Source organism: Geodermatophilus sp. DSM 45219, from assembly GCF_900104025.1.
Classification (GTDB): Bacteria; Actinomycetota; Actinomycetes; order Mycobacteriales; family Geodermatophilaceae; genus Geodermatophilus.
In genome coordinates, this window is sequence record NZ_FNIQ01000005.1 from 395791 (window position 1) to 418309 (window position 22519).

Sequence of the window (22519 nt, forward strand, 5' to 3'; positions counted from 1 at the left end):
ACGTGCCGGTCCGTGCCGCGCCTCCGCGTGACCTCGCGGGCTCGGTCACGTCCTCGAGTCTCCCAGCCGGCCGTCCGGCGCCCGGTGCAGGTGCGCCATCGCGGCCGGCAGGTGCCGCACGAGGTCGCCGGCGATCAGCGGGCCCCCTTCCGCGGCCCGCTGCCCGGCCCGGCCGTGCACGTGCGCACCGACCGCGGCCGCCTCCGCGGCCGGGAGCCCGGTGGCCAGCAGGGCGCCGGTGAGGCCCGACAGGACGTCGCCGGTCCCGGCCGTGGCCAGCCACGGCGTCCCGGTGGCGTTGACGTAGGCGGTGCCGTCGGGTGCGGCGACGACCGTCGCGTCGCCCTTGAGCAGCACGACGGCCGCGAGGTCCGCGGCCAGCCGGCGAGCGGCACCCACGCGGTCGTCCCCGACCTCCGCCCCGAAGCGGGCGAACTCGCGGTCGTGCGGCGTCAGCACGGTGGGCGCCTCGCGCCGCCGCACGAGACCGGGGTCGTGCGCCGCCATCGTCAGCGCGTCCGCGTCCACCAGCACCGGCAGGTCGGTGGCCAGCACCTCGGCCAGCACGCCGCGGGCGTCATCGTCGGTGCCCATCCCCGGCCCGACCACCCAGGCCTGCACCCGTCCGGCGTCCCCCGGCCGGCCCTCGGTGACGATCACCTCCGGCCACGCGGCCCGCACGCCCGCGGCCGCCGTCCCGGCGTAGCGGACCAGCCCGGGCCGGGCGCGCAGCGCCGCCCCGGTGCAGAGCACGGCGGCGCCGGGGTAGGTCGAGGAGCCGGCGACGATGCCGACCACGCCCTGCGTGTACTTGTCGTCGTCGCTGCCCGGCGGGCGGATGCGGGCGGCCGCGTCGGCGTCGGTCAGCTGGTGGGTGCCGGCGGCCGGCAGGTCCAGCCCGATGTCGACCAGGTGGACCCTGCCCGCGTACCCGCGGCCCTCCCCCACCACCAGCCCGGTCTTCAGCGCGCCGAACGTGACGGTGTGCTGGGCAGGGAACGCCGTCCCGGGGACCGCGCCGGTGGTCGCGTCCACCCCGCTGGGGACGTCGACGGCGACCATCAGGCCCGGCCCGGTCGCGGCCCGCTCGACCAGCGCGGCCGCCGGCGGGCGCAGTCCGCCGCGGCCGCCGATGCCCACGATGCCGTCGAGGACGAGGTCGGCGCGCTCGAGCCCGGTGTCCCCCTCGGGCCCGGCGACCCGCCCGCCCGCGGCGCGCAGCGCGGCCAGCCCGGCGGCGTGCACCCGGTCCGGGTCGAGCGGGACGGCGGTGACGCGGGCGCCACGACGGGCCAGGTGGGCGCCGGCGAAGAGGGTGTCCCCGCCGTTGTCGCCGGCACCGACGAGCGCGGTGACCCGCGTGCCGTGCGCGCGGCCGAGCAGCCGCAGGCAGACGGTGGCCAGGCCGGTCGCGGCGCGCTGCATGAGCGTGCCCTCGGGCGTGGCGGCCAGCAGCGGCTCCTCGGCGGCACGCACCTCCGCGGCGCTGTACAGCCCGATCACGGGGTCTCCCCTCGCAGCACGCCCTCGGCGACGACCACCGCCGAGGCGATGCCGCCGTCGTGGCTGAGCGACACGTGCCAGGAGGTGACGCCGAGCTGCGCCGCCCGGCCGGCCACCGTCCCGCGGATCGCCAGGTGCGGCCGGCCGTGGTCGCCGACGGTCACCTCGGCGTCGTGCCAGCGCAGGTCCCCGGGCGCGCCGAGGGCCTTGGCGACGGCCTCCTTGGCGGCGAAGCGGGCGGCCAGCGACTCACCGGTCCGCGCGCCGCCGCTGGGTGTGCGCTGCTCGTCGGCGGTGAACAGCCGGTCGCGCAGACCCGGGGTGCGGATCAGGGACTCGGCGAAGCGGTCGACCGGCACCACGTCGATCCCGACCCCGATGATCACAGACGTAGTCTGCCGCGCCGCCGTCCGGGCCGCCGTCCGTGTCGCGGACCGTCGTCCTGGCTCACCGTTCCGGTTCCGGGCTCAGCACCGGTGGTGAGCCCGGAGCCGGCTGGATCAGCTCAGCTGATCGTCGAGGACGTCACTCGACGGTGACCGACTTCGCGAGGTTGCGCGGCTGGTCGACGTCGAACCCGCGGGTGTCGGCGATCTCGCAGGCCAGGATCTGCAGCGGCACCGTGGTGACCACGGGCGCGAGCAGCGTCGGGGTGCGGGGCACGCGGATCAGGTGGTCGGCGTAGGGCACGACGTCGTCGTCGCCGTCCTCGGCGATCACGATGGTCCGCGCCCCGCGGGCCCGGACCTCCTGGATGTTGGAGACCACCTTGCCGTGCAGCAGGCTGCGACCCCGCGGCGACGGGACGATGACGACCACCGGGGTGCCCTGGTCGATCACCGCGATCGGGCCGTGCTTGAGCTCGCCGGCGGCGAACCCCTCGGCGTGGATGTAGGCCAGCTCCTTGAGCTTCAGCGCCCCCTCCAGCGCGACGGGGAACCCGACGTGGCGGCCCAGGAACAGGATCGTGTCCGCGTCGGCCAGCGACCGGCCCAGCTCCCGCACCGGCTCCATCTGGGTCAGCACCTGCGCCACCGCCTCGGGCAGCTTCTGCAGCTCGGCGACGATCGCGGCGACCTCGTCGGCGTACTTGACGCCGCGCACCTGCGCCAGGATCAGGCCGACCAGGTAGCAGGCCACGATCTGCGCCAGGAAGCTCTTGGTCGACGCGACCGCGATCTCCGGGCCGGCGTGGGTGTAGAGGACCGCGTCGGACTCCCGCGGGATGGTCGAGCCGTTGACGTTGCAGATCGCCAGCACGCGGGCCTTCTGGTCCTTGGCGTGCCGCAGCGCCATCAGGGTGTCCATCGTCTCGCCGGACTGGCTGATCACCACGACCAGCGTGGAGCGGTCCAGCACCGGGTCCCGGTAGCGGAACTCGCTGGCCACCTCGACCTCGACCGGGATCCGCGTCCAGTGCTCGATGGCGTACTTCGCGATGAGGCCCGCGTGGAAGGAGGTGCCGCAGGAGACGACGAAGACCTTGTCGATGTCGCGCAGGTCCTGGTCGGTCAGCCGCACCTCGTCCAGCACCAGCCCGCCGTCCTCACCGAGCCGCCCGAGCAGGGTGTCGGCCACGGCCTGGGGCTGCTCGGCGATCTCCTTGAGCATGAACCACTCGTGGCCGCCCTTCTCGGCGGCCTCGGCGTCCCAGTCGACGGTGTAGGCGGCGGGCTCCACGACCGTGCCGGCGAAGTCGGTGACGGTCAGGCCGCGGTGCCGGTCGATCTCGACGACCTGGTCCTGGCCGAGCTCGCGGGCCTCGCGGGTGTGGGAGATGAACGCGGCGACGTCGGAGCCGAGGAAGTACTCGCCGTCCCCGACCCCGACCACCAGCGGGCTGTTGCGGCGCGAGGCCACCAGCGTGTCCGGCTCGTCGGCGTGCGACGCGACGAGGGTGAACGCGCCCTCCAGCCGGCTGCTGACCGCGCGCATCGCCTCCGCCAGCCGCCCCGGCCCCGCCGGCGCGGCCTCGTAGGCAGCGGCGAGCAGGTGCCCGGCGACCTCGGTGTCGGTCTCCGAGGCGAACTCGATGCCGGTGGCCTCGCACTCGGAGCGCAGCGCGGCGAAGTTCTCGATGATCCCGTTGTGCACCACCGCGACCTTGCCGTCGGCGGACACGTGCGGGTGTGCGTTGCGGTCGGTCGGCCCGCCGTGCGTGGCCCACCGGGTGTGCCCGATGCCGATCGTGGACTCCGGCAGCGGGGAGTCGGCCAGCGCCTTCTCCAGGTTCGCCAGCTTCCCGGCCTTCTTGGCCGTCGCCTGCCCGCCGTCAGCGAGGACGGCCACCCCCGCCGAGTCGTACCCCCGGTACTCCAGCCGGCGCAGGCCCCCCAGGACGACGTCCAGGGCGTTCTGCGGGCCGACGTATCCCACGATGCCGCACATTCGGTCGAGGGTACCGGCGGCGGCCCGCCGCTCCCTCCCTCACACGGGTGGGAGCGTGTCGATGTGAGCGGCGTGACGTCAGTCGACGGCGGCGACGACGGCGGCGAGCCGGGCGGCGATCGCGTCGGCCTGCTCCTGCGTCGGTGCCTCGACCATCACGCGCACCAGCTGCTCGGTGCCCGACGGGCGCAGCAGCACCCGCCCGTCGTCCCCCAGCTCGGCCTCGCACTGGTTGACCGCTGCGGCGACCTCGTCGCTGGCCGACACGGCCATCCGGTCGCGCACGGGCACGTTGACCAGGGTCTGCGGCAGCCGCTGGACCACGGCGGCGAGCTCGGCCAGCGACGAGCCGGTCTCGGCCATCCGGGACAGCAGGGACAGGCCGGTGAGCAGCCCGTCGCCGGTGGTCGCGTGGTCGAGGAAGACCAGGTGGCCGCTCTGCTCGCCGCCCAGGCTCAGCCCGTGCGCGCGCAGCGCCTCGAGCACGTACCGGTCACCGACGGCGGTGGTGTGCACCGCGATGCCCGCGTCGCGCATCGCGTGGTGGAAGCCCAGGTTGCTCATGACCGTCGCGACGACGGTGTCGCCGGCCAGCCGGCCGTGCTCGTGCAGTCCGAGCGCGCAGACCGCGAGGATCGCGTCGCCGTCGACGACGGCGCCGTCGGCGGACACCGCCAGGCAGCGGTCGGCGTCGCCGTCGTGCGCGATGCCGAGGTCGGCCCCGTGTGCCCGGACCGCCTCGGTCACCGGCCCCAGGTGGGTCGAGCCCACACCGTCGTTGGTGTTCCAGCCGTCGGGCTCGCCACCGATCACGTGGACCGTGGCGCCGGCCCGGCGATACACCTCGGGCGCGCACACCGCGGCCGCGCCGTGGGCACAGTCGACGACGAGGGTCAGCCCGGTCAGCGGCCGGGACACCGTCGAGAGCAGGTGCTCGACGTAGGCGGCACCGGCGTCGGGGAGGTCGGAGACCCGGCCGATCGCCGCGCCGGTGGGCCGTGGCCCGTCGGTCGAGCCGGCGGTGACCGCCTGCTCGATGGCGGCCTCGACCGCGTCGGGCAGCTTGTGACCGCCCCGGCTGAAGAGCTTGATGCCGTTGTCGGGCATCGGGTTGTGACTGGCGGAGATCATCACGCCGAGGTCCGCGCCGGTGTGCGCGGTGAGGTGCGCGATCGCCGGGGTGGGCAGCACACCGGCCCGCAGCACCTGCGCACCGGCGCTGGCGAGGCCCGCCACGACGGCGGCCTCGAGCATCTCCCCGCTGGCGCGGGGGTCACGGCCGACGACCGCGACGGGACGCTGGGTCCCGTCGCGGTCGGCGAGCACACCGGCGGCAGCACGTGCCACCGAGAGGGCCAACTCCGGCGTGAGGTCGGCGTTGGCCCGACCCCGGACGCCGTCGGTCCCGAAGAGGCGACCCACGGGCGTACCGGTCAGCGCTTCGAGTACTGAGGCGCCTTGCGGGCCTTCTTGAGCCCGTACTTCTTGCGCTCGGTGACGCGGGGGTCCCGGGTCAGGAAGCCGGCCTTCTTGAGGGCCGGGCGGTCCTCGGCCTCGACGGCGACGAGCGCACGGGCGATGGCCAGGCGCAGCGCCCCGGCCTGGCCGCTGACACCGCCACCCCGGAGGATGCCGACGACGTCGTACTGCTCGGTGCGCTCGACGGTCACGAACGGCTCACGGATGAGCTGCTGGTGCACCTTGTTCGGGAAGTACTCCTCGATGGTGCGGCCGTTGAGCCGGAACTGGCCGGTGCCCGGCAGCAGGCGCACGCGGACGATGGCCTCCTTGCGCCGGCCGACGGTCTGCACCGGACGCCCCTCGGCGTCGGTCACGGTGAGGGCGGTCGTCACTGGGCCACCTGCTTGATCTCGTAGGACTGGGGCTGCTGGGCGGCGTGCGGGTGCTCGGGCCCGGCGTACACCTTCAGCTTCTTGAGCATCTGACGGCCCAGGCTGTTGTGCGGCAGCATGCCCTTGATCGCGCGCTCGATGACGCGGTCGGGGTGCGTGCGCAGCTGGTCGCCGACGTTGATCCGCTTGAGGCCGCCCGGGTAGCCCGAGTGGCGGTAGGCGATCTTCTCGTCGCGCTTGGAGCCGGTTAGCGCGACCTTCCCCGCGTTGACGATGACGACGAAGTCGCCGACGTCGACGTGCGGGGCGTACTGGGGCTTGTGCTTGCCGCGGAGCAGGATCGCGGTCTGGCTGGCGAGTCGACCGAGCACCACGTCGGTGGCGTCGATGACGTGCCAGGCCCGGCTGACCTCGCCGGGCTTGGGGGTGTACGTGCGCACGGCGCTCGTGTCCTCCGTCGTCGTCGGGGCGGCTGGTGGATCGCCTCACCGAGCACGGGAGACGGGACGGCACGCGGACACCAGCCGGCCGCGCGCACCAGCGGACGACGATACCAGCCGGCGGGACCGGCCCTCCCGGCCGCCGATCGGTCCCCGACCGCGACCCCACCGCCGGTCCGCGTCCGCGCCCCGGTCCGCTCCTCGCCCGCCGGCGCTCGCCGCGATGCTTCCTCGCTCGCCGGCGCTCGCCGCGATGCTTCCTCGCTCGCCGGCGCTCGCCGCGATGCTCCCGTGGCCGTCAGCGGACTTCGCGCAGCACCCCGGTGTCCACGTCGTAGACCGTCCCGCGCACGTCGGAGGACACCAGGTACGGGCAGGCCCGCAGCGTCCGGACCGACTCGCGGACGTCCTCCTCGACGTCGGCGAAGCCCTGCACCGGCCAGTCGGGGCGCACCCCCGTGGCCCGTTCGACCACGTCGAGGACGGCGGCGTCCTCGGCGCCCTCCATGCCGCAGCGGGTGTGGTGGACCAGGACCACCTCCCGGGTGCCGAGCACGTGCTGGGAGATGGCCAGCGAGCGCAGGGTGTCGGCGGTGACGACCCCGCCGGCGTTGCGGATGACGTGGGCGTCACCGGGCTCCAGCCCGAGGATCCGGTAGACGTCCATCCGCGCGTCCATGCAGGCCACGACGGCGACCGCGCGGGCCGGCCGGGCCGGCTGCCCACCGGGCGACTGCTGCGCCCACCGTGCGTTCGCCGCCAGCATCCGGTCCACCTCGGCCACGGCCACCCTCCTCGATCCCGGCTGGCCAGACCCTAGCGGCGCCGTGCGCCGCCCTGCGGGGTGCCCTCGGCGGTGATCGGTCAGGATGGGCCTCGTGCGCACGGTCGAGGAACACCAGGCGGTCGTCGCGGCGCTGCTCGCCCCGCTGGGCGAGGAGGAGGTGCCGCTGGCGGCCGCGCACAACCGGGTCCTCGCCCGGGACGTGACCGCGCGGGTCTCGCTGCCCGGCTTCGACAACTCCGCGATGGACGGCTACGCCGCGCGCTCGGTGGAGGTGGCGGCCCTCCCGGCGCGGCTGCCGGTCGCCGACGACGTCCCGGCCGGGCGCACCGACGTCCGCCCGCTCGAGCCCGGCACCGTGCAGCGGATCATGACCGGCGCCCCGCTCCCGGACGGCGCCGACGTCGTCGTGCCGGTCGAGCTCACCGACGGCGCCACCGACGTGGTCGAGATCCGCGACGCCCCGGCCGCCGGCACCCACCTGCGGCGGGCCGGGGAGGACATCGCCGCCGGGACGGTCGCGCTGACCGCCGGCAGCCCGCTCGGCGCGGCCCAGCTCGGCCTGGCCGCCGCCGTGGGCGCGCGGACGCTGTGGGTGCGCCGCCGCCCGCGGGTGCTGGTGCTCTCCACCGGCAGCGAGCTGGTCTCCCCCGGTGAGCCGTTGCTGCCCGGGCAGATCTACGAGTCCAACTCCGCGCTGCTGGTCGCCGCCGTGGCGGACGCCGGGGGGACGGCGCGGCGGCTGCACTTCGTGCCCGACGACGTCGGCGAGTTCCTCGCCACCGTCCGGGCGGAGCTGGCCACCGCCGACCTGCTCGTGACCAGCGGCGGGGTCAGCGCCGGCGCCTACGAGGTGGTCAAGGACGCCTTCCGCGAGCTGGGCACCGTCGAGTTCGTCAAGGTCGCGATGCAGCCCGGCGGCCCGCAGGGGGCGGGCACGGTGGACGGCGTCCCCGTCGTCACCCTGCCCGGCAACCCGGTGAGCGCGTTCGTCTCGTTCGAGGTGTTCGTCCGGCCCGCGTTGCGCCGCGCGCTGGGCCACGCCGCCCCCGGCCGGCTGCGCGCCCCCGCGACCCTGACCGCCCCGCTGCGCTCCCCGGCCGGGCGCCGCCAGTTCCTCCGCGGCCGCTACGACGCCGGCACCGTCTCCCAGGTGGGCGGGCCGGGCTCGCACCTGGTCGCCCACCTGGCCCGCGCCAACTGCCTGGTCGTCGTCCCCGAGGACGTCACCGAGCTGCCCGCCGGCGCCCCGGTGGACGTCGTGCTGATCGAAGGAGCGCTGCAATGAGCGACAGGCTCACGCACGTCGACGAGGCCGGCGCCGCCCGCATGGTCGACGTCTCCGCCAAGCCGGTCACCGCCCGCGAGGCCACGGCCGCCGGCCGGGTGCTGGTCAGCCCCGAGGTGGTGGCGCTGCTGCGCGGCGAGGGCGTGCCCAAGGGGGACGCCGTGGCCGTGGCACGCATCGCGGGCATCGCCGGCGCCAAGCGGACGCCGGACCTGGTGCCGCTGTGCCACCCCATCGCCCTGCACGGGGTCACCGTGGACGTGACCGTCGCCGACGACGCCGTCGAGATCGTCGCCACCGCCCGCACCGCGGACCGCACCGGCGTGGAGATGGAAGCGCTCACCTCGGTCGCCGTCGCCGGGCTGACCGTGATCGACATGGTCAAGGCCGTCGACCCGCGCGCGTCCATCACCGACGTCCGGCTGCTGGCAAAGTCCGGCGGCAAGAGCGGGGAGTGGCGGCGGTGAGCGGCCGGCTGCCGGACGACGCCCGCGCCGTCGTCGTCACCGCCTCCAACCGGGCGTCGGCCGGGGTCTACGAGGACCGCAGCGGCCAGGTGCTGGCCGAGGGACTGCGCGCCCTCGGGTTCACCGTCGAGGGCCCGCACGTGCGCCCGGACGACGCCGCCGAGCTGGAGATGGTGCTGCTCCAGGCGATCGGCTCCGGCGCCGACGTCGTCGTCACCACCGGCGGCACGGGGCTGTCCCCCACCGACGTCACGCCCGAGGCCACCCGCCGGGTGCTCGACCGGGAGGCCCCCGGCATCGCCGAGGCCGTGCGGCGGTACGGCGAGAGCGAGGTGCCGACCGCGGTGCTCTCCCGCGGCCTCGCCGGCACCGCCGGGCGCACGCTCGTCGTGAACCTGCCCGGCTCGACCGGTGGGGTGCGGGACGGGCTCGCCGTGCTGGGGCCGCTGCTCCCCCACGTCGTCTCGCAGCTCCGCGGCGGCGACCACCCGCGTCCCTGAGCGATGCGCGTCCGCGTGTCCCTCGCTGGGTGGGAGGTCGACTGCTGCCAGCACCTGCCCGAGGTCGGTGACCCGGTCGGCCGGCCACTGGAGTGGCACGACCTCCCCGACGCCCCCGGCGCCTTCGACATCCGGTGGTCCACCCGCGCCGTGACCCTGAGCCGGGACGACGCCCGGGTGGTCGGCGTCGACGCCGGCCTGGTGCTCGGCCGCGGGGGCCTCCGCGCGTGGTGGCCGGCGCCCGCAGCGGACCCGGTGCCGCGGCGCGGCCTGCTGGTGGTGCAGGCGCACGTCGGCGTCCCGTCGATCGTGCCGGACACCCGGGGACGGGCCACCGGCGTCGAGGGGGTCGACGGCGGGTGGCTGGTGGGCATCGACGTCGTCCACTGACCGGCTCCGTCCCGAGCCCGGGCGCACGCGCGTCGGCGAGCTAGTCGTCCAGGACGATCCGTTCCGGGCGGGTGTAGACGTTGCAGCCGTCACCGCGGAGGAAGCCGACCAGCGTGATGCCCACCTCCGCGGCCAGCTCCACCGCCAGGGACGACGGCGCCGACACCGCGGCCAGCACGGGGATGCCGGCCATCGCCGCCTTCTGCGTCAGCTCGAAGCTCGCCCGCCCGCTCACCATGAGCACGTGCCCGGACAGCGGCAGCCGCCCGCCGCGCACCCCGTCGCCGATGACCTTGTCGACGGCGTTGTGCCGGCCGACGTCCTCGCGCAGGGCCACCATCTCGCCGCCCGCGGTGAACAGCCCCGCCGCGTGCAGCCCGCCGGTCTTGTCGAAGACCTGCTGGGCCGCGCGCAGCCGGTCCGGCAGCGCGAGCAGCGTCGCCAGCGGCAGCCGGAGGTCGTCCCCCGCCACGTCGTGCCGCGTCTTCGTACGGATCGCGTCGATGCTGGCCTTGCCGCAGACGCCGCAGGAGCTGGTCGTGTAGAAGTTCCGGTCCAGCGCGGTGTCCGGGGCCTCCACGCCGGGGGCCAGGTCGACGTCGACGACGTTGTAGGTGTTGCGGCCGTCGGCGTCCACCGAGTCGCAGTAGCGCAGCCCCAGCACGTCGCCGGACCCGGCGATCACGCCCTCGGTGGCCAGGAAGCCGTGCACCAGGTCGAAGTCGTCGCCCGGCGTGCGCATCGTGACCGCCAGCGCCTGGCCGTCCAGCCGGATCTCCAGCGGCTCCTCGGCCGCGACCGTGTCCGGGCGGGTGCTGTGTGCCGCGCCGCGGATCCGCAGCACCGGTGTCCGGCTCGTGACTCGTCCCACGGCTGGCGACGGTAACCCCTACGGTCGCAACGTGTCCGAACTGCCGCCCTACGCCGCCGTCGTCCTGGCCGGCGGCCGCGCGGCGCGGATGGGCGGGCAGGCCAAACCACAGCTGGACGTCGGCGGCCGCACCATCCTCGAGGCGGTCCTCGCCGCCGTCCCGGACGCCTCGCCGCGGATTGTGGTCGGCCCGCCCCAGCCGGTGCCGGCCGACGTCCTGGTGGTCCGCGAGGACCCGCCGCGCGGCGGCCCGGTCGCCGCGATGCGGGCCGGGCTGGCGCAGGTGCCCACCGACGTGGTGGCGCTGCTCGCCGGCGACCTGCCGTTCCTCACCGGCGCCCTCGTGCGGGCGCTGCGCGCGCGGCTGACCGGCGACGGCGTGCTCGTCGTCGACGACACCGACCGCGACCAGCTACTGCTCGGGGTCTGGCGGACCGCGGCGCTGCGCGCGGCTGTCGCCGGCGTCGAGGGCCCGACCTCCGTGCGCCGGGCGCTGGCCCCGCTCGCCGTCCGCCGGCTGCACCCGGAGGTCGGCCCCGGGCAGCCACCGCCGTGGACCGACTGCGACACCCCCGCCGACCTCGCCCGCGCCCGGACGGCCGCGGCCCGCCGGGTTCCGCGCCGCCCCGGGGGGTAGGGCGCAGGCCATGCGCATCGTCATCGCCGGGGCCCACGGGCAGGTCGCCCGCCGCCTCGGCCGCCTGCTCTCCGCCCGCGGCGACACGGTGCTGGGCATCGTCCGCAACCCCGCGCACTCCGACGACCTGCGCGCCGACGGGGTCGAGCCGGTGGTCCTCGACCTCGCGCAGGCCGGCGTCGAGCAGGTGGCCGAGGTGGTCTCCGGGGCGGATGCCGTCGTCTTCGCCGCCGGCGCGGGCCCGGGCAGCGGCGCGGCCCGCAAGCACACCGTCGACAAGGGGGCGGCCCTGCTGCTGGCCGACGCGGCCGAGCGGGCCGGCGTCCGCCCGTACCTGCTGGTGTCCTCGATGGGCGCCGAGCAGGCCCGGCAGGGGACGCCGCAGGGCATGGACCCGGTCTTCGCCGTCTACCTGCAGGCCAAGCTGGCCGCCGAGGACGCGATCCTGCCGCGCCCCGGGCTCGACACCGTCGTCCTGCGGCCCGGCCGGCTCACCGACGAGCCCGGCACCGGCCGGGTCACCCTCCAGCACGGCGTGGAGTACGGCGACGTCCCGCGGGACGACGTCGCCGCCGTGCTGCTCGCGCTGCTGGTCGCCGGGAAGACGAACGAGGTCGTCGAGCTGGTCAGCGGGAACACCCCGATCGCGGAGGCCGTCGCCGCGCTGCCCTGACCGAGGACCCCGTCCCTGGTCAGGAGCGCAGCGCTCGGGTGACCACCGCCCGGGCGGCGAGCTCGGCGTCGGGCGGGTAGTCCACCCCGACCAGGGTGAGCCCCGCCGCGGGGACGACCGGCACCTCGCTGGAGCGCTCGGTGCGGCTCAGCAGCGCGGCCGGCCACTCCGGTGGACGCCGCCCCTCCCCCACGGCGGTGAGGGCTCCGACGAGGCTGCGGACCATCGAGTGGCAGAAGGCGTCCGCGGACGCCCGCACGGTCACCAGGTCGCCCTCGCGGGCGACGTCCAGGGTCAGCAGCGTGCGGATCGTCGTGGCGAACTCGCGACGACGGCAGAACGCGGCGAAGTCGTGCATGCCGAGGAGGTGGTCCGCGGCAGCGCCCATGGCGTCGACGTCGAGTCGCCGCGGCCAGCCGACCGTGTCCGCGCGGCGCAGCGGCGGCGGCCCGCTGTCGGCGTCGGTGAGCCGGTAGACGTAGTGCCGGCGCAGTGCCGCGAAGCGGGCGTCGAAGTCCGGCGGCGCCTCCTCGACGGCGGTGACGGCGATGTCGGGCGGCAGGACCCGGCGCAGCCTGCGCACCAGCCGCCCGCGGTGCTCCTCCCAGACGGTCCGCGGGACGTCGGTGTGGGCGACCTGGCCGGTGGCGTGCACGCCGGCGTCGGTGCGCCCGGCGACGGTGAGCCCGGCGGGGTGCCGCAGCACGGTGGCCAGGGCCGCCTCGAGGTCGCCCTGGACGCTGCGGAGCACCGGCTGCCGCGCCCAGCCGTGCAGCGCGGTGCCGTCGTACGAGACGGCCAGCCGGAGACGGACGAGCCCGCCACCGGGTGCGGTGGCGGGCTCGTCAGCGGTGCGTGGAGTGGTCAGCGACCGCTCACTTCGGGTCGGGGGCGGCCTCGCCCCCGGGGGCCTGCAGACCGGCGGTCGCGGCGTCGCCCAGTTCGGCGGCCTCCACCTCGGCGGCGGCCGCGCGGGCCACCTCCGGGGACAGCGCCGGGTCCTCGACGATCGCCACGTTCTCGCGCTGCGGCTGCGGGGTGACGTCGGCGTCGTCCTGGTGCTCGCCGTCCGGGTTGAACAGGTCGGTGACGACCTGCTGGGCCTCGGGGTCGGCCTCGCCGGACGTCACGGCCGGCGAGGTGTCGCCGCCGGGACCGGTGGTCTCGCCCTCGGACGTCGCACCCTGGTCACCCCCACCGACGGAGACCCCGGCGGCGCCGGCGGGGGCGCCCTCGCCCGGGTTCTCCCGCTCGCTCATCGCGCGCCGTCCGTGCCCTCGGCGTCGTTCGGGGACCCGGCGTCGTTCGGGGACTCGGCATCCGCGGCCACGGCCTCGTCCGCCTCGGTCGCGGCGGCGGCGTCCTCGGTGCCGGCGTCCGCGACGGTGGGCTCACCGGTCGCCGTGGCGCCGGCGTCGGCTGTCGTCGCCTCGGTGTCGGCGTCGGCGGTCTCGAGCGCGTCGGCGGTGACCTCACCGGCGGCGGACGCGGCACCGGCACCGGCGGTGGCACCGGCGAAGCGGGTGCCGCGGGCGCGCTCGGCCTCGCCGACCGCCTGCTGGGCGACCGTCTGGCCCTCGACCAGCTCGATGACCGCCATGGGGGCGTTGTCGCCCTTGCGCGGGCCCACCTTGGTGATGCGGGTGTAGCCGCCCGGACGGTTCGCGAAGCGCGGCCCGATCTCGGCGAACAGCGTGTGGACGACGTCCTTGTCCCGGATCGTCGTCATCACCTGACGACGGGCGTGCAGGTCACCGCGCTTGGCGAAGGTCACCAGCTTCTCGGCCAGGGGACGCAGCCGCTTGGCCTTGGTCTCGGTGGTGGTGATCCGCCCGTGCTCGAACAGCGACGTGGCCAGGTTGGCCAGCATCAGCCGTTCGTGCGAGGGGGAACCGCCGAGACGGGGGCCCTTGGTGGGGGTGGGCATGTCGGTCCTTCCTCAGGCTGCCGGGCCGCGGTGCCGGCTGCGTTCCATGGTGGTGCTGATGTTCGTGCGCGGGTGGTGCGTCCGGGCCAGTGTGGCGGGCCCGGGAGCGGCGCCGGACGGCGGGTGATCCCGCCGTCCGGCACGCGCCTCAGAGCTGCTCGGTCTCCTGGTAGGAGCCGTCGTCGTACTGGACCTGGTCGTAGCCGGCGGCGAACTCGCCGTGGCCCTGGTAGGCGTCGGTCTCGTAGCCCTCGTCGTAGCTCTCGATCGAGGTGGGGATGAACCCGGGCGGGCTGTCCTTGAGCGCCAGGCCCATGGCCGCCAGCTTCATCTTGACCTCGTCGATCGACTTGGCCCCGAAGTTCCGGATGTCGAGCAGGTCGGCCTCCGAGCGGGTGACGAGCTCCCCGACAGTGTGCACGCCCTCGCGCTTGAGGCAGTTGTAGGACCGGACGGTGAGGTCCATGTCCTCGATCGGCATCGAGAAGTTCGCGATGTCGGCGGCCTCGGCGGGGCTCGGGCCGACCTCGATGCCCTCGGCGTCGATGTTCAGCTCGCGGAGCAGACCGAACAGCTCGACCAGCGTGGAGCCGGCGGACGCGATGGCGTCGCGCGGGGCGATCGACGGCTTGGTCTCGACGTCGACGACCAGGCGGTCGAAGTCGGTGCGCTGCTCGACGCGGGTCGCCTCCACGGCGTAGGTGACCTTGAGGACCGGCGAGTAGATCGAGTCCACGGGGATGCGGCCGATCTCCTGGCCGGGCTGCTTGTTCTGCGGCGCCGGCACGTAGCCGCGGCCCCGCTCGACGACCAGCTCGATTTCCAGCCGGCCCTTGCCGTTCAGGGTCGCGATGTGCAGCTCGGGGTTGTGCACCTCGACACCGGCCGGGGGCGCGATGTCGGCGGCGGTGACCTCACCGGGGCCCTGCTTGCGCAGGTACATGGTCACCGGCTCGTCGGAGTCGGAGCTGACGACCAGGCCCTTGAGGTTCAGGATGATCTCGGTGACGTCCTCCTTGACGCCCGGCACGGTGGTGAACTCGTGCAGGGTGCCCTCGATCCGGATGCTGGTGACAGCAGCGCCGGGGATCGACGACAGGAGGGTGCGGCGCAGGGAGTTGCCGAGGGTGTAGCCGAAGCCGGGCTCCAGCGGCTCGATGACGAACCGCGAGCGCGACTCGGAGAGGGTCTCCTCGGTCAGCGTGGGGCGCTGTGCGATGAGCATGGTGCAGTTCTCCTTCTGGTCCTCCGGCGACCGCCATATGACGCCGTGAGGGAGTGGTGCCGGCGAGGCGGACATCGGTCCACCCGCCCTGCCGTCGTTCGGCCCCCTGCCCCCCGCGCCGCGCGGAGCGTGGCGTGGGGGGCAGGGGGTCCTCGTACTACTTGGAGTAGAGCTCGACGATCAGCTGCTCCTGGACCGGGGTGTCGATCACCTGGCGGGCCGGGACGCTGTGGACCAGCACGCGCAGCTGGCTGCTGATGACCTCCAGCCACGGCGGCACCGGGCGCTCGCCGGCGCGGGCCTGGGCGATCTCGAAGGGCAGCATCCGCCGCGACTTCTCGGCGACCTCGATGATGTCGTTGGAGCTCACCCGGTACGACGGGATGTCGACCTTGCGGCCGTTGACCCGGATGTGGCCGTGGCGCACCAGCTGACGGGCCATGTCACGGGACTCGGCGAAGCCGGCCCGGTACACGACGTTGTCCAGGCGTGACTCGAGGATCTGCAGCAGGACCTCACCGGTCTTGCCCGACTTCTTGTTGGCCTCTTCGTAGTAGCCGCGGAACTGCTTCTCCAGCACGCCGTAGATGCGGCGGGCCTTCTGCTTCTCGCGCAGCTGCAGCAGGTACTCGCTGTCCTTGCTGCGGCCCCGGCCGTGCTCGCCCGGCGGGTACGGCCGGATCTCGATCGGGCACTTCGGGGACTCGCACTTGCTGCCCTTGAGGAACAGCTTCATCTTCTCGCGCCGGCACATGCGGCAGTCGGCTCCGGTGTAACGGGCCACGTCAGGTACTCCTCGTCAGTCTCGTCAGTGGCCGGTCAGACCCGGCGGCGCTTCTTGGGGCGGCAGCCGTTGTGCGGCTGCGGGGTCACGTCCTGGATCTGGCCGACCTCGAGGCCGGTGGCCTGCAGGGACCGGATGGCGGTCTCACGGCCGGAGCCGGGGCCCTTGACGAAGACGTCGACCTTGCGCATGCCGTGCTCCTGCGCCTTGCGCGCGGCGTTCTCGGCGGCCATCTGCGCGGCGAACGGCGTGGACTTGCGCGAGCCCTTGAAGCCGACGTGGCCGGCCGAGGCCCAGCTGATCACGTTCCCGGTGGGGTCGGTGATCGACACGATCGTGTTGTTGAACGTGCTCTTGATGTGCGCGGCGCCGTGGGCGACGTTCTTCTTCTCCTTGCGGCGGACCTTCTTGGCGCCGGCCGCAGTACGAGCCCTGGGAGGCATGTATCCGGTTCCTCTTGTCTTTCGTGGCCTGGTGAGGGAATGGAACGGCCCCGGCGCAGGGGCCCGGCCCGAGCGGAGCGAGGGCTGGGGGGCGCCGGGGTCCTTCTACTTCTTGCCGGCCTTCTTCTTGCCGGCGATGGTCTTGCGCGGGCCCTTGCTCGAGCGCGCGTTGGTGCGGGTGCGCTGCCCGTGCACGGGCAGACCGCGACGGTGACGCAGGCCCTGGTAGCAGCCGATCTCCACCTTGCGGCGGATGTCGGCGGCCACCTCGCGGCGCAGGTCACCCTCGACCCGGAAGTGCTCGTCGATGTAGTCGCGCAGCTTCAGCAGGTCCTCGTCCGTGAGGTCCTTGGCGCGCAGGTCGGGGCTGACGCCCGTCGCGGCCAGGGTCTCCTTGGCGTGGGTCTTGCCGATGCCGTAGATGTAGGTGAGCGCGATCTCCATCCGCTTCTCGCGGGGCAGGTCGACGCCGGCCAGTCGTGCCATGTCCAGGTACTCCCTCAGCCCTGCCGCTGCTTGTGGCGGGCGTTGTCGCAGATGACCATGACCCGGCCGTGCCGGCGGATCACCTTGCACTTGTCGCAGATCTTCTTCACCGACGGCTGGACCTTCACCGGTGCCGCCCCTCATTCCTGTCGATCGTGCGCCGAGCGCGCCCGCCCCTCGGGGCTGCGCGCAGCGGCGGTTACTTGTACCGGTAGACGATGCGACCGCGGGTCAGGTCGTAGGGCGAGAGCTCCACGACCACGCGGTCCTCGGGCAGGATGCGGATGTAGTGCTGCCGCATCTTGCCGCTGATGTGGGCGAGCACCCGGTGCCCGTTCTGCAGCTCGACCCGGAACATCGCGTTGGGCAGCGGCTCGACGACGCGACCCTCGACCTCGATGGCCCCGTCCTTCTTCGCCATGCCCTACACGGCCTCCCTGTCTCGGTGGTGCTGGTGCCCTCGCGCGCCCATGCCGGGACCCGGCGGACGCACTCGGTGGTGTACGGAACGGGTGGAGCAGACGCTCCCGCGAGGGCGCTCCGGGTCGTGCGGCCACAGCACGACAGCAGAGCGGCGCGAGCGCCATCGGCCACTGTACCCCGCCCCGGCGCGCCTCTCCAACCCGGCCCTCGTCACAGCCGGCCAGGTCCCGGGTGTGCGAAGGGTGGGGAGGGCGGGGTCCTTGTTCAGGTGCGGGGGGTGATCCCGAAGGGGGCCAGGCCCGCGACGCCGCCGTCCTCGGCCGTGAGGACCCACGGGCCCTCCGGTGTGATGGCGACGCTGTGCTCGAAGTGGGCCGCGCGCGACCCGTCCTTCGTCACCACGGTCCAGCCGTCCTCGAGCTCCACCGTGGCCGGGTCCCCGACGGTGACCATCGGCTCGATGGCCAGGGCGAGCCCCGGCACCAGCCGCGGACCTCGTCCGGGCCGGCCGTAGTTGAGCACGTGCGGGTCCTGGTGCATCTCGGTGCCGATCCCGTGACCGCCGTAGTGGTCGACGATCCCGTACGGGTGCTGCTCCGCGGTGACCGTCTGCTCGACGGCGTGGCTGATGTCGGTCAGCCGGCCACCCGCGATCGCCCTGGCCAGACCCGCCCACATCGACCGCTCGGTGACGTCGATGAGCGCGGCGTCCTCTGCGGACGGCTCCCCGACGGTCACGGTGACCGCCGAGTCGCCGTGCCAGCCGTGCAGGATCGCGCCGCAGTCGATGGAGACGTTGTCGCCCTCGGCGAGCGTGCGGCTCCGGTTCGGTATGCCGTGCACGATCTCGTCGTTGATCGACGCGCAGATGCTGCCGGTGAACCCGTGGTACCCGAGGAAGGAGGGCACCGCGCCGGCGCTGCGGATGTGGTCCTCGGCGATCGCGTCCAGCTCACCGGTGGTGACGCCGGGGCGCACCGCCCCCCGCACCGCGGCGATGGCGCCGGCGACGACGAGCCCGGCGCCCCGCATGAGCTCCAGCTCGTGCGGCGTCTTGATCTGGATCATCCGTCCACTCCACTTCGCCAGCAGCGGGATCCGGCCGAGGATCCCCGCGGCCGTCACGACGCCGCCGTCTCCAGCCCGCGCCCGGCCCGGATCACGCGCTCCCGCGGGCCTCCAGCGCGCTCATCGCCCGCTGGGTGACCTCCTCCACCGCGCCGATGGCGTCGATGCGCGAGAGCAGTCCCTCGCCCTCGTACCAACCCGACAGCGGGGCGGTCTGTTCCCGGTAGACCTGTAGCCGGTGACGCACCGTCTCGGGCTCGTCGTCGGAACGCTGCACCCACTGACCGTCGACGAGCATCCGGCGGCCGGAGAGCCGGCGCACCAGCTCGTCCTCGTCGACGACGAGCTCGAGGACGCAGTCCAGCCCGTGCCCGAGCTCCCGGAGGGAGTCCCGCAGCTGCTCGGCCTGGGCGATGGTCCGCGGGAAGCCGTCGAGCAGGAACCCGCCCTTGGCGTCGGTCTCGGCCAGCCGGTCCTTGACCATGGCCACGGTGATCTCGTCGGGGACGAGGTCGCCGGCGTCCATGTAGGACTTCGCCTGCACGCCGAGCTCGGTCTCGCCGCTCACGTTGGCGCGGAAGATGTCACCGGTCGAGATGGCGGGGACGCCGAGCTGCCCGGCGATGATCTGAGCCTGGGTGCCCTTGCCCGCTCCGGGGGGGCCCAGCAGGACGACGCGCACTACTTCAGGAACCCTTCGTAGTTGCGCTGGTTGAGTTGCGTCTCGATCTGCTTCACCGTCTCCAACCCCACTCCGACCATGATGAGGACCGCCGTCCCCCCGAACGGGAAGTTCTGGTTCTGACCCGCCTGCGTGATGGACAGGAAGAAGTTCGGCAGCACGGCCACGATGCCGAGGTACAGGGACCCGGGCAGGGTGATCCGGGACAGCACGTACTGCAGGTACTCCGCGGTCGGCCGACCGGGGCGGATGCCCGGGATGAAGCCGCCGTAGCGCTTCATGTCCTCGGCGCGCTCCTCCGGGTTGAACGTGATCGACACGTAGAAGTACGTGAAGAAGACGATCAGGCCGAAGTAGAGGGCCACGTGCACCGGGCTGCTCTGGTCGATGACGTAGTTCTCGAAGAACTGGCGCACCGGCCCGGTCTCGTTGCCCTGGAGCTGCGTGATCAGCTGCGGCAGGTAGAGCAGCGACGAGGCGAAGATGACCGGGATGACGCCGGCCTGGTTGACCTTCAGCGGCAGGTAGGTCGACGTCCCGCCGTACATCCTGCGGCCGACCATCCGCTTGGCGTACTGGACGGGGATCCGCCGCTGGGCCTGCTCGACGTAGACGACCGAGCCGATGACCAGCAGGGCGAAGGCGCAGACGACGGCGAAGACCAGCGCCCCGCGGGTCTGCAGGATGGCGCCACCCTCGGCCGGGATGCGCGCCGCGATCGAGGTGAAGATCAGCACGGACATGCCGTTGCCGATCCCCTTCTCCGTCAGCAGCTCGCCGAGCCACATGATCACCGCGGTGCCGGCCGTGAGCGCGACCACCAGGACGATCGTCGTCCAGATGGAGTCCGACGGGATGATGTCCTGCGGGCAGCCGGGGAACAGCTGGCCGCTGCGGGCGAGCGCGATGATGCCGGTGCTCTGCAGGACGGCGAGGGCGATCGTGAGGTAGCGGGTGTACTGGGTCAGCTTTGCCTGACCCGACTGCCCTTCCTTCTTCAGCTGCTCGAAGCGCGGGATGACCACGACCAGCAGCTGCACGATGATGCTCGCCGTGATGTACGGCATGATGCCGAGCGCGAAGACGCTCAGGCGCAGCAGCGCACCGCCGGAGAACAGGTTGACCAGCGAGTAGAGGTCGCGCTGGTCGGAGGCCTGTGCGGCCTCGAGGCAGCTGTTGATGGCCTCGACCGAGACGCCGGGGCCGGGGATCGCGGCCCCCAGCCGGTACACGGCGATGATCGCCAGGGAGAACAGCAGCTTGCGCCGGAGGTCTGGCGTCCGGAACGCCGCGGCGAACGCCTGCAGCACGTGCCCTCCCCTACTCGGTCGGTCGAGACTAACAGCGGCCCTTGAACGTCCCAGGACCGCAGAAGGCCCCCCTGCAGGGCCCCGCCGCGAGCTAGCGAGCGGCGGGGGGCAGGGGGGTCCTCTTTCAGATGCGGGTGGTGCTGCCCCCGGCGGCGCCGATCTTCTCGGCGGCCGACGCGGAGAAGGCGTGCGCGTGGACGTGGACCTGGACACCGCCTAGGTCGCCGGTGCCCAGCACCTTCACCGGCTGGCCGCGGCGCACGGCGCCGGCCTCGGCGAGGGTGTCTGGGTTGACCGAGCCGCCCTGCGGGAACAGGGAGGCGATCCGGTCGAGGTTGACGACCTGGAAGACGACCTTGTTCGGGTTCTTGAAGCCGGACAGCTTGGGCAGCCGCATGTGCAGCGGCGTCTGTCCGCCCTCGAAGCGCGCGGAGGTGTTGCCGCGCGCGCCGGTGCCCTTGGTGCCGCGACCGGCGGTCTTGCCCTTGGAGCCCTCACCGCGACCCACGCGGGTCTTCGGGGTGTGGGCGCCGGGGGCCGGACGCAGGTGGTGGACCTTGAGAGTCATGTGGGTTCCCTGCTCAGCTGATCTCTTCGACGGTGACCAGGTGCGGCACCGTCGCGACCATCCCGCGGATCTCGGGACGGTCCTCCTGGACGACCGAGTCGTTGATCCGCTTGAGGCCCAGCGAGCGCAGCGTCTGGCGCTGGTTGGGCTTGGTGCCGATCGCCGACCGGATCTGGGTGACCTTCAGCTGCGCCATCTCAGACCCCCTGGCCCGCACGCGCCCGCAGCATGGCCGCGGGGGCGACGTCCTCGAGGGGGAGACCGCGGCGGGCCGCGATCTCCTCGGGACGGACGAGCTCCCGCAGGGCCTGCATCGTGGCGTGCACGATGTTGATCGGGTTCGAGGACCCGAGGCTCTTGGAGAGCACGTCGTGGATGCCGGCGCACTCGAGCACGGCACGCACCGGGCCACCGGCGATGACACCGGTACCCGGGCTGGCCGGCTTCAGCAGCACGACGCCGGCCGCCGCCTCACCCTGCACGGGGTGCGGGATGGTGCTGGCGATGCGCGGCACCTTGTAGAAGTGCTTCTTGGCCTCCTCGACGCCCTTGGCGATCGCCGCGGGCACCTCCTTGGCCTTGCCGTAGCCGACGCCCACGGTGCCGTCGCCGTCGCCCACGATCACCAGGGCGGTGAAGCTGAAGCGCCGACCGCCCTTGACGACCTTGGACACGCGGTTGATGGCCACCACGCGCTCGATGAAGTTGCTCTTCTCGGCAGGCGCGCCGCCGGGCCCCCGCCCGCCGTCACGACGGTCGCGGCGGTCGTTGCCGCCGCCGGCGCCGCCGCCGCGTCGCTGTGGTCCTGGCATCAGACGTCCCTCTCGATCTGCTCGCTCACGGTGTCGCTCATCAGAAGTCCAGCCCGCCCTCACGGGCGCCGTCGGCCAGCGCCGCGATCCGGCCCTGGTACCGGTTGCCACCCCGGTCGAAGACGACCGCGGTGATGCCGGCGGCCTTCGCGCGGTCGGCCACCAGGGCGCCGACCTGGCGGGCCAGCGTGGACTTGTCGCCCTCGGCGGTGCGCAGGCTGGGGTCCAGCGTCGAGGCACTGACCAGGGTACGGCCGACGGTGTCGTCGACGACCTGGACGTGGATGTGCCGCGAGCTGCGCTTGACCACCAGGCGCGGACGCTCCGGGGTCCCCGACACGCGCTTGCGCAGCCGGGTGTGCCGGCGCAAGCGGGAGACCCGCCGCGCGGTGCTGATGTCGGTGCCCACGGGCTTGTGCACCCGAGCACCGCTCTTCTCGGTCTGTGCCATCACTTACCCGTCTTCCCGACCTTGCGCTTGACGACCTCGCCCTGGTAGCGCACGCCCTTGCCCTTGTACGGGTCCGGACGGCGCAGCCCACGGATGTTGGCCGCGACCTGGCCCACCAGCTGCTTGTCGATGCCGGTCACCCGCAGGCGGGTGGGCGACTCGACGGCGAAGGTGATGCCCTCGGGGGCCCTCACCGGCACCGGGTGGCTGTAGCCGAGGGCGAACTCGAGGTCCGACCCGCGGGCCTGCACGCGGTACCCGACGCCGACGATCTCGAGGGTCTTGGTGTAGCCCTCGGTCACGCCGGTGATCATGTTGGCGATGAGCGTGCGCGACAGCCCGTGCAGGGCCCGGCTCTCCCGCTCGTCGTCCGGGCGCTGCACCTGCAGCGTCCCGTCGTCGCTGCGCCCGACGGTGATGGGCGAGGCGACGGTGTGGCTCAGCGTGCCCTTGGGACCCTTGACGCTCAGCGTCTGGCCGTCGATGGTGACGTCCACGCCACCGGGCACGGGAATCGGCAGTCGTCCGATTCGCGACATGTCACTC

Annotated in this window: 30 protein-coding genes and 1 pseudogene; 6 read left to right on the forward strand and 25 right to left on the reverse strand. The window is 73.8% G+C overall.

The window, feature by feature from the left end:
- Positions 1-45: 45 nt before the first annotated feature.
- From BLR12_RS17535 to BLR12_RS17565, 7 genes are all read right to left on the reverse strand, one after another.
- Entirely contained in the window at positions 46-1503 is a 1458-nt protein-coding gene (locus BLR12_RS17535) for an NAD(P)H-hydrate dehydratase (RefSeq protein ID WP_091380927.1), read from the reverse strand.
- Positions 1500-1889 (reverse strand): holo-ACP synthase, encoded by a 390-nt coding sequence (locus BLR12_RS17540; protein WP_091380931.1) that lies wholly within the window; start codon positions 1887-1889, stop codon positions 1500-1502. The genes BLR12_RS17535 and BLR12_RS17540 overlap by 4 nt, the downstream gene beginning before the upstream one ends.
- A gap of 139 nt (positions 1890-2028) precedes the next feature.
- Positions 2029-3891 carry a glutamine--fructose-6-phosphate transaminase (isomerizing) gene (gene glmS / locus BLR12_RS17545; RefSeq protein WP_091380934.1) on the reverse strand — a complete coding sequence of 621 codons (1863 nt, stop codon included), beginning with the start codon at positions 3889-3891 and terminating at the stop codon, positions 2029-2031.
- Positions 3892-3969: 78 nt separating this feature from the next.
- Complete coding sequence (gene glmM, locus BLR12_RS17550) at positions 3970-5313, reverse strand: phosphoglucosamine mutase (RefSeq protein ID WP_091380937.1); 1344 nt, start codon at positions 5311-5313, stop codon at positions 3970-3972.
- 11 nt (positions 5314-5324) lie between these two features.
- Positions 5325-5744: a 30S ribosomal protein S9 gene (rpsI, locus tag BLR12_RS17555; protein ID WP_091380940.1), complete on the reverse strand. Its 420-nt coding sequence runs from the start codon at positions 5742-5744 to the stop codon at positions 5325-5327.
- Positions 5741-6184, reverse strand: coding sequence for a 50S ribosomal protein L13 (gene rplM, locus BLR12_RS17560; RefSeq protein ID WP_072919118.1), 444 nt, complete (start codon positions 6182-6184; stop codon positions 5741-5743). The genes rpsI and rplM overlap by 4 nt, the downstream gene beginning before the upstream one ends.
- 298 nt (positions 6185-6482) lie before the next feature.
- Positions 6483-6968 carry a beta-class carbonic anhydrase gene (locus BLR12_RS17565; protein WP_218120718.1) on the reverse strand — a complete coding sequence of 162 codons (486 nt, stop codon included), beginning with the start codon at positions 6966-6968 and terminating at the stop codon, positions 6483-6485.
- Between the two features lie 85 nt (positions 6969-7053).
- Here BLR12_RS17565 and glp point away from each other — a divergent pair, with 85 nt between their 5' ends.
- The 4 genes from glp to BLR12_RS17585 are packed head-to-tail and all read left to right on the forward strand — an operon-like array spanning position 7054 to position 9613.
- Positions 7054-8256 carry a molybdopterin molybdotransferase MoeA gene (glp, locus tag BLR12_RS17570; RefSeq protein WP_255363590.1) on the forward strand — a complete coding sequence of 401 codons (1203 nt, stop codon included), beginning with the start codon at positions 7054-7056 and terminating at the stop codon, positions 8254-8256.
- Positions 8253-8723, forward strand: a complete 471-nt coding sequence (moaC, locus tag BLR12_RS17575) for a cyclic pyranopterin monophosphate synthase MoaC (RefSeq protein WP_091380945.1) — start codon at positions 8253-8255, stop codon at positions 8721-8723. Before glp ends, moaC begins: the two co-directional genes overlap by 4 nt.
- Positions 8720-9223 carry a MogA/MoaB family molybdenum cofactor biosynthesis protein gene (locus tag BLR12_RS17580; protein WP_091380947.1) on the forward strand — a complete coding sequence of 168 codons (504 nt, stop codon included), beginning with the start codon at positions 8720-8722 and terminating at the stop codon, positions 9221-9223. Before moaC ends, BLR12_RS17580 begins: the two co-directional genes overlap by 4 nt.
- A gap of 15 nt (positions 9224-9238) precedes the next feature.
- Entirely contained in the window at positions 9239-9613 is a 375-nt protein-coding gene (locus BLR12_RS17585) for a hypothetical protein (protein WP_176832568.1), read from the forward strand.
- 40 nt (positions 9614-9653) lie between these two features.
- On the opposite strand, the gene fdhD is transcribed toward BLR12_RS17585, so the two are convergent.
- Complete coding sequence (fdhD, locus tag BLR12_RS17590; RefSeq protein ID WP_091380955.1) at positions 9654-10484, reverse strand: formate dehydrogenase accessory sulfurtransferase FdhD; 831 nt, start codon at positions 10482-10484, stop codon at positions 9654-9656.
- Between the two features lie 31 nt (positions 10485-10515).
- On the opposite strand from fdhD, the gene BLR12_RS17595 reads away from it, so the two are divergent.
- Together BLR12_RS17595 and BLR12_RS17600 are read left to right on the forward strand one after the other, a co-directional pair.
- Positions 10516-11121 carry a molybdenum cofactor guanylyltransferase gene (locus BLR12_RS17595; RefSeq protein ID WP_091380958.1) on the forward strand — a complete coding sequence of 202 codons (606 nt, stop codon included), beginning with the start codon at positions 10516-10518 and terminating at the stop codon, positions 11119-11121.
- Between the two features lie 10 nt (positions 11122-11131).
- The gene (locus BLR12_RS17600) at positions 11132-11794 is read left to right on the forward strand and encodes an NAD(P)-binding oxidoreductase (protein ID WP_091380961.1); all 663 of its coding nucleotides are present in this window, start codon (positions 11132-11134) and stop codon (positions 11792-11794) included.
- A gap of 19 nt (positions 11795-11813) precedes the next feature.
- Here BLR12_RS17600 and truA read toward each other — a convergent pair whose 3' ends face one another.
- From truA to rplF, 17 genes and pseudogenes are all read right to left on the reverse strand, one after another.
- On the reverse strand, positions 11814-12662 hold the full coding sequence (gene truA, locus BLR12_RS17605; protein ID WP_091380964.1) for a tRNA pseudouridine(38-40) synthase TruA: 849 nt from the start codon (positions 12660-12662) through the stop codon (positions 11814-11816).
- A 7-nt stretch (positions 12663-12669) separates the two neighbouring features.
- Complete coding sequence (locus BLR12_RS17610; protein ID WP_091380967.1) at positions 12670-13053, reverse strand: hypothetical protein; 384 nt, start codon at positions 13051-13053, stop codon at positions 12670-12672.
- A 320-nt stretch (positions 13054-13373) separates the two neighbouring features.
- Positions 13374-13721: pseudogene (gene rplQ / locus BLR12_RS25345) on the reverse strand (50S ribosomal protein L17); the annotation flags it as partial.
- A 148-nt stretch (positions 13722-13869) separates the two neighbouring features.
- Positions 13870-14946, reverse strand: coding sequence for a DNA-directed RNA polymerase subunit alpha (locus BLR12_RS17620; RefSeq protein ID WP_091380973.1), 1077 nt, complete (start codon positions 14944-14946; stop codon positions 13870-13872).
- Positions 14947-15103: 157 nt separating this feature from the next.
- A complete protein-coding gene (gene rpsD / locus BLR12_RS17625; protein WP_072919096.1) occupies positions 15104-15730 on the reverse strand; it encodes a 30S ribosomal protein S4 in 627 nt (208 codons plus the stop codon).
- A 35-nt stretch (positions 15731-15765) separates the two neighbouring features.
- The gene (gene rpsK, locus BLR12_RS17630) at positions 15766-16173 is read right to left on the reverse strand and encodes a 30S ribosomal protein S11 (protein ID WP_091380976.1); all 408 of its coding nucleotides are present in this window, start codon (positions 16171-16173) and stop codon (positions 15766-15768) included.
- Between the two features lie 105 nt (positions 16174-16278).
- Complete coding sequence (rpsM, locus tag BLR12_RS17635) at positions 16279-16659, reverse strand: 30S ribosomal protein S13 (RefSeq protein WP_091380978.1); 381 nt, start codon at positions 16657-16659, stop codon at positions 16279-16281.
- A 14-nt stretch (positions 16660-16673) separates the two neighbouring features.
- A complete protein-coding gene (rpmJ, locus tag BLR12_RS17640) occupies positions 16674-16787 on the reverse strand; it encodes a 50S ribosomal protein L36 (RefSeq protein WP_012950458.1) in 114 nt (37 codons plus the stop codon).
- A gap of 71 nt (positions 16788-16858) precedes the next feature.
- The gene (infA, locus tag BLR12_RS17645) at positions 16859-17080 is read right to left on the reverse strand and encodes a translation initiation factor IF-1 (protein WP_012950459.1); all 222 of its coding nucleotides are present in this window, start codon (positions 17078-17080) and stop codon (positions 16859-16861) included.
- Between the two features lie 266 nt (positions 17081-17346).
- Entirely contained in the window at positions 17347-18207 is an 861-nt protein-coding gene (gene map / locus BLR12_RS17650; protein WP_255363592.1) for a type I methionyl aminopeptidase, read from the reverse strand.
- Between the two features lie 34 nt (positions 18208-18241).
- Positions 18242-18832 carry an adenylate kinase gene (locus BLR12_RS17655; RefSeq protein WP_091380980.1) on the reverse strand — a complete coding sequence of 197 codons (591 nt, stop codon included), beginning with the start codon at positions 18830-18832 and terminating at the stop codon, positions 18242-18244.
- Positions 18832-20142, reverse strand: a complete 1311-nt coding sequence (secY, locus tag BLR12_RS17660) for a preprotein translocase subunit SecY (RefSeq protein WP_091380983.1) — start codon at positions 20140-20142, stop codon at positions 18832-18834. The genes BLR12_RS17655 and secY overlap by 1 nt, the downstream gene beginning before the upstream one ends.
- Before the next feature lie 124 nt (positions 20143-20266).
- Positions 20267-20710: a 50S ribosomal protein L15 gene (gene rplO, locus BLR12_RS17665; protein WP_091380985.1), complete on the reverse strand. Its 444-nt coding sequence runs from the start codon at positions 20708-20710 to the stop codon at positions 20267-20269.
- Between the two features lie 13 nt (positions 20711-20723).
- Positions 20724-20906 carry a 50S ribosomal protein L30 gene (gene rpmD / locus BLR12_RS17670; protein WP_091380987.1) on the reverse strand — a complete coding sequence of 61 codons (183 nt, stop codon included), beginning with the start codon at positions 20904-20906 and terminating at the stop codon, positions 20724-20726.
- 1 nt (position 20907) lies between these two features.
- Positions 20908-21522: a 30S ribosomal protein S5 gene (rpsE, locus tag BLR12_RS17675; protein WP_091380990.1), complete on the reverse strand. Its 615-nt coding sequence runs from the start codon at positions 21520-21522 to the stop codon at positions 20908-20910.
- 40 nt (positions 21523-21562) lie between these two features.
- Entirely contained in the window at positions 21563-21973 is a 411-nt protein-coding gene (rplR, locus tag BLR12_RS17680; RefSeq protein ID WP_091380992.1) for a 50S ribosomal protein L18, read from the reverse strand.
- Positions 21973-22512: a 50S ribosomal protein L6 gene (gene rplF / locus BLR12_RS17685; protein ID WP_091380994.1), complete on the reverse strand. Its 540-nt coding sequence runs from the start codon at positions 22510-22512 to the stop codon at positions 21973-21975. Before rplF ends, rplR begins: the two co-directional genes overlap by 1 nt.
- Positions 22513-22519 lie beyond the last annotated feature (7 nt).